This window comes from Kitasatospora sp. NPDC114501 (assembly GCF_055633695.1).
The window spans coordinates 1-8,808 of record NZ_JBVKDS010000038.1; the positions used below are offsets into that span (position 1 = coordinate 1).

9 protein-coding genes and 1 pseudogene are annotated in these 8,808 nt (G+C 72.1%); 2 read left to right on the forward strand and 8 right to left on the reverse strand.

Annotation, left to right across the window (positions count from 1 at the left end):
* Positions 1-262: 262 nt before the first annotated feature.
* From ACZ7RU_RS36845 to ACZ7RU_RS36855, 3 genes and pseudogenes are all read right to left on the reverse strand, one after another.
* Positions 263-1,066, reverse strand: a complete 804-nt coding sequence (locus tag ACZ7RU_RS36845; RefSeq protein WP_470345373.1) for a DUF3710 domain-containing protein — start codon at positions 1,064-1,066, stop codon at positions 263-265.
* 2 nt (positions 1,067-1,068) lie between these two features.
* Positions 1,069-1,603 (reverse strand): annotated as a pseudogene (dut, locus tag ACZ7RU_RS36850) (dUTP diphosphatase).
* Positions 1,600-2,139 (reverse strand): PaaI family thioesterase, encoded by a 540-nt coding sequence (locus ACZ7RU_RS36855; protein WP_470345378.1) that lies wholly within the window; start codon positions 2,137-2,139, stop codon positions 1,600-1,602. The pseudogene dut and the gene ACZ7RU_RS36855 overlap by 4 nt, the downstream one beginning before the upstream one ends.
* Before the next feature lie 173 nt (positions 2,140-2,312).
* On the opposite strand from ACZ7RU_RS36855, the gene ACZ7RU_RS36860 reads away from it, so the two are divergent.
* The gene (locus tag ACZ7RU_RS36860; RefSeq protein ID WP_470345374.1) at positions 2,313-2,762 is read left to right on the forward strand and encodes a DUF3093 domain-containing protein; all 450 of its coding nucleotides are present in this window, start codon (positions 2,313-2,315) and stop codon (positions 2,760-2,762) included.
* Positions 2,763-3,027: 265 nt separating this feature from the next.
* Here ACZ7RU_RS36860 and ACZ7RU_RS36865 read toward each other — a convergent pair whose 3' ends face one another.
* From ACZ7RU_RS36865 to ACZ7RU_RS36880, 4 genes are all read right to left on the reverse strand, one after another.
* Positions 3,028-3,327, reverse strand: coding sequence for a DUF4193 domain-containing protein (locus ACZ7RU_RS36865; protein WP_030285479.1), 300 nt, complete (start codon positions 3,325-3,327; stop codon positions 3,028-3,030).
* 473 nt (positions 3,328-3,800) lie between these two features.
* Positions 3,801-4,784 (reverse strand): acyl-ACP desaturase, encoded by a 984-nt coding sequence (locus tag ACZ7RU_RS36870; protein WP_470345375.1) that lies wholly within the window; start codon positions 4,782-4,784, stop codon positions 3,801-3,803.
* Positions 4,785-5,013: 229 nt separating this feature from the next.
* A complete protein-coding gene (locus tag ACZ7RU_RS36875; protein ID WP_470345376.1) occupies positions 5,014-6,315 on the reverse strand; it encodes a sensor histidine kinase in 1,302 nt (433 codons plus the stop codon).
* Between the two features lie 73 nt (positions 6,316-6,388).
* Positions 6,389-7,042, reverse strand: a complete 654-nt coding sequence (locus ACZ7RU_RS36880; protein WP_030057689.1) for a response regulator transcription factor — start codon at positions 7,040-7,042, stop codon at positions 6,389-6,391.
* A gap of 441 nt (positions 7,043-7,483) precedes the next feature.
* Between ACZ7RU_RS36880 and ACZ7RU_RS36885 the strand changes: the two genes are divergently transcribed.
* Positions 7,484-7,669 (forward strand): hypothetical protein, encoded by a 186-nt coding sequence (locus ACZ7RU_RS36885; protein ID WP_030057688.1) that lies wholly within the window; start codon positions 7,484-7,486, stop codon positions 7,667-7,669.
* A gap of 159 nt (positions 7,670-7,828) precedes the next feature.
* On the opposite strand, the gene ACZ7RU_RS36890 is transcribed toward ACZ7RU_RS36885, so the two are convergent.
* Positions 7,829-8,689, reverse strand: coding sequence for an inositol monophosphatase family protein (locus tag ACZ7RU_RS36890; protein WP_470345377.1), 861 nt, complete (start codon positions 8,687-8,689; stop codon positions 7,829-7,831).
* Positions 8,690-8,808 lie beyond the last annotated feature (119 nt).

An 8,808-nucleotide genomic window follows, 5' to 3' on the forward strand; every position in this document is an offset into this window, starting at 1 on the left:
CACGCTGTTGAGTTCTCAAGGAACGGACGCTTCCTTCGGACTGCCTTCCAGCAGGCCCTCCGGGCTTCGTTCTTTCGTGTTTCCAGCTTATCAGACGTTTTCCGCTCCGTTTTCCGGAGTTTCATTCATCGGATTCGCTTTCCGCTCTGCCACCCCGGTCTCCCGCGGCGACTCCGGAACTGTACGGGGACGGACCCGCCACATGCAAATCGCCCCTGCCCGGGCTCCCGGGCAGGGGCGATCGATGCCGATCAGAGCCGGGTCAGCGGACCTCGGTGATCTCCGGGCCGCGCGCGAACGGGTCGAGGGCGGTGCCGCCGAAGCGGTTCTCGCCCTCGGGCGCGGCGGCGGCCGCCCCGCCACCGTCGGCGACCATCTGGGCGTCCTCGGGAAGCTTCAGGACGATCGGGTCACGGGGAGCCATCGGGGACTCGCCGCGCACGACGACCGTCTGCCGGAAGACCTGCTCCAGGATTCCGGCCATCTCCGGCTGCACCGCAGCCTGGCCCGAGATCACGCCGCGCAGGAACCAGCGCGGACCGTCGCAGCCGACGAACCGGACCAGCTGCACACCCTGGGTGCCGTCCGGCAGCTGCACGGGGACCTGGGCGCGGAGGTGCCAGCCGAGCGGGCCCTCCTCCTCCTCGATGATGCCGCCCTGCGAGGTGATGCCGTTGGCGATCTCCTCCCGGACCTCGCCCCAGATGCCCTCCGACTTCGGGGCGGCGAACGCCTGGAGCTGGATGGCGCTGTTGCCGAGCACGAGCGTGGCGGCCACGATCGCGTCACCGGCGACCTCGACGCGCAGCTCCATGCCCTCGACGCCGGGGACCAGCAGACCCCCGAGGTCGACTCGCCCCTCCTCGGGGTTCTCCAGCTCGGAGTGGTCCCACGGACCGTCCGGCCGGGGAGCCGGCGGCAGGCCGACCTTGTCGGCCGGGTCCAGGTCGGTCACGTTCTCGCTCTCGGCGGAACCTTCGACGTCATCGGCCGTCTCGTCGGCGCTGATGGCGTCGTCGGCGAGCTGCTCGACAGCGTCCTCGCTCTTCTGGCGACGACGGAACACGGTCACTGTCCTTCCCGGTCCAAGACCGATGCGAATACCTGCTCGGCTTCCTGCGAGGCCGCGGGAATGCTAGACCGCGGCATGGCCGCCGGTCGACCCGAACCCGCCCTCGGCGCGTGCCGACCCAGGCAGCTCCTCCACCTCGTGGAAACGGGCCTTCTCGACCTGCTGGATCACCAGCTGGGCGATCCGGTCCCCTCGGCGGAAGCTGACCCCCTCGCGCGGGTCCAGATTGACGACGATCACCTTGATCTCTCCACGGTACCCGGCATCGACCGTCCCCGGGGCGTTCACGAGGGCAACTCCGCAACGAGCTGCCAGACCGGACCGCGGGTGGACGAAGGCCGCGTAGCCGTCCGGCAGGGCGACGGCGACGCCGGTGGGCAGGACGACCCGCTCACCGGGGGCCAGCTCGGCGTCGACGGTGGTCCGCAGATCGGCACCGGCGTCCCCGGGCTGCGCGTAGGCGGGCAGCGGCAGCTCGGGGTCGATGCGCTTGATCAGGACGTCCAGCTGCGGTCGGGGGGTGTCACTCAAGGGTTCACCTCAAAGGCTCGTGCGCGCTTCATCAGATCCGGGTCGTCGAGGACCTTCCCGATGTCCTCGGGACGACCGTGCGTGGTGAAGTGTTCCAGCTTCACCTGGACGAAGAGCGCCTGAGCGCGCACGGCGACCGGCCCGTCCGGCCCGCCGATCCGCGCCTCGGCGGCGCTGTAGATCTTGCGGCCGTGCACGCCGGTGATCCAGGCGCGCAGGTGCAGCACCGAGTCGACGGGCACCGGGCTGAGGAAGTCGGTCTCCAGCCGGCCGGTCACGGCGGGGGCGTGCAGCAGCCAGTTGAGCGTGCCGAGGGTCTCGTCCATGGCCGTGGTCAGCAGCCCGCCGTGGGCCAGGCCGGGACCGCCCTGGTGGGAGTCGCGGACGGGGAACTCGGCGGTGACGTCGAGTCCCTCTCCGGCGACCGCGTCGATCCGCAGGCCGCCGGGGTGCTGCGGGCCGCACCCGAAGCAGTGCTCGTAGTGCGAGCCGAGCCGGGTACCGGGGGCGGGCGCCTGGGGGTGGCGCGCCGGCATGACGGCGTCCGGCGGCGGGGTGGTCGGGGACGGCGGCAGCGGGGGCGCAGGCCGGTCGTCGGGGGCGCTGGGGGCTGTCGTACCGGTCACGGGGCCCAACCCTACCCAGGGGTAGGGCGGCCTCCGTGGGGGTGGCGTCCCCTGCCGGACGTCAGGGCGACCACAATGGGGGCATGTACGACGAACGGCTCACGGTGCCGCGTTCCTGGTGGCTGCTCCCGATCGCGGTGGGTCTCACGCTCGCGCTGATCCTGATCCGGGTCAGCGGTCCGGCCGCGCTGATCGGGCTGGTGGTCGGCATCGCCGCCGGCGCGGTGGCGATCAGCAGCTACGGCTCGGCCCGCATCCGCGTGGTCCAGGGCTCGCTGGTGGCCGGCCCGGCCCGGATCCCGGTGGACGCGCTCGGCGACGCGCAGGCACTGAGCCCCGCCGAGGCGGCGGCCTGGCGCGGCCCCAAGGCCGATCCACGCGCCTTCATGCTGCTGCGCAGCTACGTCCCGACGGCGCTGCGGATCGAGGTGACCGACCCGGCCGACCCGACGCCGTACCTCTATCTGTCGACCCGCTCGCCGATGAAGCTGGCGGAGGCGCTGGAGGACGCCCGGCGCGGCGCCCGCACCTGACGCGGTCCGGCCGGCCGCGAACCGGCCGGGCCTGAACGAACCGGCCGGAAGAGGCCGGACGAACGGAGAGGGACGGTTCCGCTGCTGCGGGACCGTCCCCACGACTTTGTCCTGACCGATGCACCGGCCGACGCCGTCCTGTCGGGCCCGTCCGGTCGGACGGTACCCGGACCTGCCGTCCGGCCCCGCTGCCCGGGGCCGGAAGGAGCGGTGTGCCGGTCCCGCGGGCGCAGCCGCGGGCACCGGGCCCTGTCCGCCGCGGTGCTCAGGCGCCGCAGTCCCGGCAGATCGGGTTGCCGTTCTTCTCGCTGTACAGCTGGCTGCGGTGGTGCACGAGGAAGCAGCTCATGCAGGTGAACTCGTCGGCCTGCTTGGGCAGGACGCGGACGGCGAGCTCCTCGTTCGAGAGGTCGGCACCGGGGAGCTCCATGCCCTCGGCGGCGTCGAACTCGTCGACGTCGACAGAGCTGCCGCCCTTGTCGTTCCGCCGAGCCTTGAGCTCCTCGATGCTGTCTTCGTTGAGCTCGTCGTCGGTCTTGCGTGGGGTGTCGTAGTCGGTTGCCATTTTTCGCTCTCCCCCTCCGGGTTTGTGCGGTGTGTGCGGTATCTCCAGCGCACGTAACGCATGGGGGGTCGGTCTTGTGCCCGACCCGAGGCGGAGATTTTGCCTTACTTCAAGCCCTGTTACTCAATCGACACTCAGCCCGGGCTCCATCGGGGTGATCCCCGGGGCTCTGGAAGGCCTCACGCTGGGCCATCTTCGGCCCTCCCGGGGCCCGGTCGACCGACCACGCACAGTGAGCACTACGGTTTCGGACGCCTACGAAATCCCTTGTCCATCAGGGATGCCGACCGATCCGGCGGACCGGCCGGGGGGCGAAAACCGATCACGGACGGCGATCGGCACCCCTGATCAGGTGATCACTCTCCGGGGTTGCCCGGAATCGCGGAGCGACACGGTGTGAGCTTGGTCACGTTCAGAATCTTCCAGGGCAAATCGCGGAAAATCCACCCACTCCGACCGTACGGCGCAATGGCTCAGCCGGCGTTCTTCCGGGCCTCGCGACGCGCCAGCAGAGCCGCCTGGCGCTCCTCGAACTTCCGGGCCTGACCGTCCAGGCCGTCCAGGAAGGCACCCAGCTCGTTCTGCGCCAGCAGGCCCTCGGGGCCGAGCCCGCCGATCTCCATCACCTTGAGGTGGCGCAGCACCGGCTGGAGCACGTCGTCGTGGTGGATGCGCAGGTTGTAGACCCCGCCGAGGGCGATCTGCGCGGCGGCGCGCTCGAAGCCGGGGATGCCGTGGCCGGGCATCCGGAACTGGGTGACCACGTCGGCGACGGCCCGCATGGCCTGGTCCGGGGCGATCTCCAGGGCGGCCTTCAGCAGGTTCCGGTAGAAGACCATGTGCAGGTTCTCGTCGTTGGCGATCTTCGCCAGCAGCTGCTCGCAGAGCGGGTCGCCGGCGTACTTGCCGGTGTTGCGGTGCGCGATGCGGGTGGCGAGCTCCTGGAAGGCCACGTACGCGACCGAGTGCAGCATGCTGTGTGCGTTGTCGGACTCGAAGCCCTCGGACATGTGGCTCATCCGGGCCCGCTCCAGCTCCACCGGGTCGACCGCCCGGGTGGCGAGCAGGTAGTCGCGGATGGCTATCCCGTGACGGCCCTCCTCGGCCGTCCAGCGGTGCACCCAGGTGCCCCAGGCGCCCTCGCGGCCGAACATGCTCGCGATCTCGTGGTGGTAGCTCGGCAGGTTGTCCTCGGTGAGCAGGTTCACCACCAGCGACACCCGGCCCACCGGGGTCACCCGGGACTGCTCCAGCGACCAGGCCTCGCCGCCCAGCACGCCGTCGAAGTCGCGGCCCTGGCTCCACGGGACGAACTCGTGCGGCATCCACTCCTTGGCCACGCCCAGGTGGCGGTTGAGCTCGGTCTCCACGACCTCCTCGAGGGCGAGGATCAGCCGCGCGTCGGTCCAGCCGCTCGCGACGAGCGGAGAGCTGCTCTGCACAGGGGCGATGGTCAAGGTCTTGCTCCTGAGGGGACGGCACGCGCTGGGACGGGCGCGAGGGACGGGACGCATCGTTCGACCCGTCGACGGGCCGCCGACGGATTCACCTACGGTTGCGTAGGTTACGACACCGTAAGTTGCTCGGGCCGCAAATGACAAGCCGCCCCCGCCAGGCCTTATGTCGTCTTGACGGGCCTGACGGGGGCGGCTGGGAACTGTCGCCTGCGGAAGGGCTGTCGGCCCCTTACGGGGAGGGGATGCGAACCCGCATGGTGAGGCCGCCGCCGGAGCGCGGCGTGGCCTCGATGGTGCCGCCGTGCGCGCGCACCACCGAGCGGACGATGGACAGGCCGAGCCCGACCCCCTTGTCGCTGCGGGTGCGGTCGGCGCCCTTGATCCGGCGGAACGGCTCGAAGATGTGCTCCAGTTCGTACCCGGGGACCACCGGGCCGGTGTTCGAGACCACCAGCTCGCCGCCGCCGGGCACCGCGGTGGTGGCCAGCTCGACCCAGCCGCCCGCGGTGTTGTAGCGGACGGCGTTCTGCAGCAGGTTGAGCGCGAGCCGCTCCAGCAGCACGCCGTTGCCGCCGACCATGGCCGGATCGAGCTTCGAGCGCAGCTCGACCTCGCGCTTGTCGGCCTCGCCCCGGCTCTGCTCCAGCGCCCGGGTGGCCACCTCGGACAGCTCCACCGGGCGCCGGTCGGTCAGCTCGTTCTCGCTGCGGGCCAGCAGCAGCAGGCCCTCGACCAGCTGTTCGCTGCGCTCGTTGGTGGCCAGCAGGGTCTTCCCCAGCTGCTGGAGGTCCGACGAGGCGGCCGGGTCGGAGAGCTGGACCTCCAGCAGGGTGCGGTTGATCGCCAGCGGGGTGCGCAGCTCGTGCGAGGCGTTGGCGACGAAGCGGCGCTGGGAGTCGAAGGAGCGGTCCAGTCGGTCCAGCATGCCGTCGAAGGTGTCGGCGAGCTCCTTGAGCTCGTCGTCCGGGCCGTCCAGCTCGATCCGGCGGTGCAGGTCGGAGGAGGCCACGTCACGGGCGGTGCGGGTGATCCGGCCGAGCGGGCGCAGCACCCGGCCGGCCATCGCGTAGCCGGCCGCGAAGGCGATCACGGCGAGGCAGACCAGCATGGTCAGCGACTTGCGCAGCAGGGTGTTGAGCGCGGAGTTGGAGCGTCCGAGGTAGTCGGCGGCCTGCCACTGGTTGTACTCCGTGCTGTTCATGGTGCTGCTGATGCCGTCGGGGCCGCTGACCTGGACGAGGTTGCCGTTGAAGCTCAGCTTGCGCGGCGCCAGGTAGGAGACGGCGTCCTGGAAGAAGACGTACATCAGGAGCAGCAGCACGACGCCGGCCATCAGGAACATCCCGCCGTAGAGCAGGGTGAGGCGCATCCGGATGGTGGGGCGGAAGGGGAGCCAGGCGAGCATGCCGTCGCCGGGGACGTAGGGCCCGGGGCGCTGGACGCGCGGCGGGGTCAGGGGCTTCGGCGGGACGGCACGTGGGCCCCCGGCGGGCGCGCCGGAGGCCCCGCCGGCGGGGGGCGGGGTGGTCATGATGGTCCTCTCGGGGCGTCCGCCTGGGCGGGCGCGTACGGCGGGGATTCCCGGGGCGGGCGGACTCCGGTCGTCAGATCCGGTAGCCGGAGCCCGGCACGGTGACGATCACCGGCGGGTCTCCGAGCTTGCGGCGCAGCGTCATCACGGTGACGCGCACGACGTTGGTGAACGGGTCGGTGTGCTCGTCCCAGGCCTTCTCCAGGAGCTGCTCGGCGGAGACGACGGCGCCGCCGGCCCGCATCAGCACCTCCAGGACGGCGAACTCCTTGGGTGCGAGCTGGACGGTGCGTCCGTCGCGGATCACCTCGCGCCGGCCGGGGTCGAGCGAGATGCCGGCCCGCTCCAGCACCGGGGGCAGCGGGATGGTCGCGCGGCGGCCCAGCGCCCTTACCCGGGCGACGAGTTCGCTGAAGGCGAACGGCTTCGGAAGGTAGTCGTCCGCGCCGATCTCCAGGCCCTCGACCCGGTCGCTGATGTCGCCGGAGGCGGTCAGCATGATCACCCGGGTCGCCAGGCCCTGCTCGACCACCTTGCGGCAGACGTCGTCCCCGTGCACCAGCGGAAGATCGCGGTCCAGGACGACGACGTCGTAGTCGTTGACCGCGATGCGCTGGAGCGCGGCCTCCCCGTCGTACACCACGTCGACGGCCATCGCCTCGCGGCGCAGGCCGGTCGCGACGGCCTCGGCAAGCAGCTGCTCGTCCTCGACGACGAGAACCCGCACGGTCGTTGTCCCTTCTCCAGGCCGGCCCCGGAAGCGGACGCACGGCTCCGACGGTGCCTCCATCCTGCCTGGTCCTGCGGTAAAGCAGCGATAAGCTGCCCCTCGGGCACGGGCCCCGGGTCCGCGGCGGCGACTGTTCGTATCCGTACCGCTCCGTTTGGACTGTGACACGGGCAACTTTCTTCCGCCCGGAGGTTTCCCGGCCCCCGGGGCGGGGAGGACAGCTGCACACCCGCGATCTGGCTGACGGCCGGTCGCACCCACCCGCCGTGCGTTCATCCGCGCCGGCCCTGGGGCTGGGACATCACCGGGAGCGGCCGAAGGCCTCTCCGCACCCATCCGGAGATCCATCACCATCCGGCCCGGGTGCTCTCACCGGCTGGACCTCCTCGGGGCGGAGAGCGCACGACCGTGCACGTCCGACACAGTAAGGGGGCCCGTATGGACGCCTTCAAGGCCGGAATCCTGCAGCGCATAGCCAACGCCGAGCAGGATCTGCACCGCGCGATCGAGGCCGGGGACGAGTTCCTCGCCGAGGTGGAGCAGTCCGAGCTGGACGACCTCCGCCGACTCGCCGCCGAGCACGGCGTCGACACGGTGCTGGAGCGCCACCGCACCGCTGCCTGACCCGTTCGGCACCACCGACCCCGTCGCCGGACCTCCGGCACCAGCGGCCCTGAGGGGGCCGTGCGAAACCCAGGCCCTGGCATCCCCCGTATGTCAGGGCTCTTCGCATGTCCGGGGCCGTTCCGCCCCGGGGGTCCGGGGCGGAACGGCCGGAACCGGTCAGTCCTCCCAGGCGCGCAGCGCGGCCAGCCGCTCCTGGAGCGGCTCGTACACCCCCGGGGCGGCGGCCACGGTCAGCTCGCGGTCCGGCCCGTGTCCGGGACGGCCGCCGACCAGCGCGCCGGCCTCGGCGGCGATCAGGCAGCCGGCTGCCCGGTCCCAGGGGGCCAGGCCGCGCTCGTAGTAGCCGTCCAGCCGCCCGGCGGCGACGTCGCACAGGTCCACCGCGGCCGCCCCGCCCCGGCGGACGTCCCGCACCTCGGGCATCAGCGCCAGCAGCACCTCGGCCTGCCGCACCCGCACCGGCTGGACGTAGTTGAAGCCGGTGGCGATCAGCGCCTGGCCCCACGGCGGGGCCTGGCGGGCCGAGACCGGCCGGCCGTCCAGGTGGGCGCCACGGCCCAGGACGGCGTGGAACAGCTCGCCGCGAGCCGGGGCGTACACCACGCCGACGACCGCCCGGCCGTCCAGCTCGGCGGCCACGCTGACCGCCCAGGAGGGCAGCCCGTAGAGGTAGTTGACCGTTCCGTCGAGCGGGTCCACGACCCAGCGGACCCCGCTGGTGCCCGGCCGCTCGGCGCCCTCCTCGCCGAGGTAGCCGTCCTCCGGGCGGCGGTCGGTGATCAGCTCCAGGACCAGCTTCTCGGAGGCGAGGTCCATCTCGGTGACCACGTCGACCGGGCTGCTCTTGGTGCCGGCCACGCCGAGGTCGGCGGGGCGGCCGTCGCGCAGCAGGGCGCCGGCCTGCCGGGCCGCGTCCAGGGCGACCTCCAGCAGGTCGTCGAGGAGCCGGTCGTCGGGCAGGGCGGGGGTGGGCACGGGGTTCTCCTCCGGAGCGACGGACGGATCGGACGGGGACATGCGGGACATGCGGGGACGGGCAGGGCGCGCGGGTTGGGGCAGCAGGCCACCGCGCACACGTCGTGGCTGGGGCCGAGGGTGCCGAGAGCGCAGCGGGTCACCCGCTCCCCGCGCTCAGT

Bases quoted from the DNA above. Each gene is read 5' to 3' on its own strand.
- ACZ7RU_RS36855 (WP_470345378.1), bottom strand. From the start codon at position 2,139: ATGCCGGCGCGCCACCCCCAGGCGCCCGCCCCCGGTACCCGGCTCGGC.
- ACZ7RU_RS36860 (WP_470345374.1), top strand. From the start codon at position 2,313: ATGTACGACGAACGGCTCACGGTGCCGCGTTCCTGGTGGCTGCTCCCG.
- ACZ7RU_RS36865 (WP_030285479.1), bottom strand. From the start codon at position 3,327: ATGGCAACCGACTACGACACCCCACGCAAGACCGACGACGAGCTCAAC.
- ACZ7RU_RS36875 (WP_470345376.1), bottom strand. From the start codon at position 6,315: ATGACCACCCCGCCCCCCGCCGGCGGGGCCTCCGGCGCGCCCGCCGGG.
- ACZ7RU_RS36885 (WP_030057688.1), top strand. From the start codon at position 7,484: ATGGACGCCTTCAAGGCCGGAATCCTGCAGCGCATAGCCAACGCCGAG.
- ACZ7RU_RS36890 (WP_470345377.1), bottom strand. From the start codon at position 8,689: ATGTCCCCGTCCGATCCGTCCGTCGCTCCGGAGGAGAACCCCGTGCCC.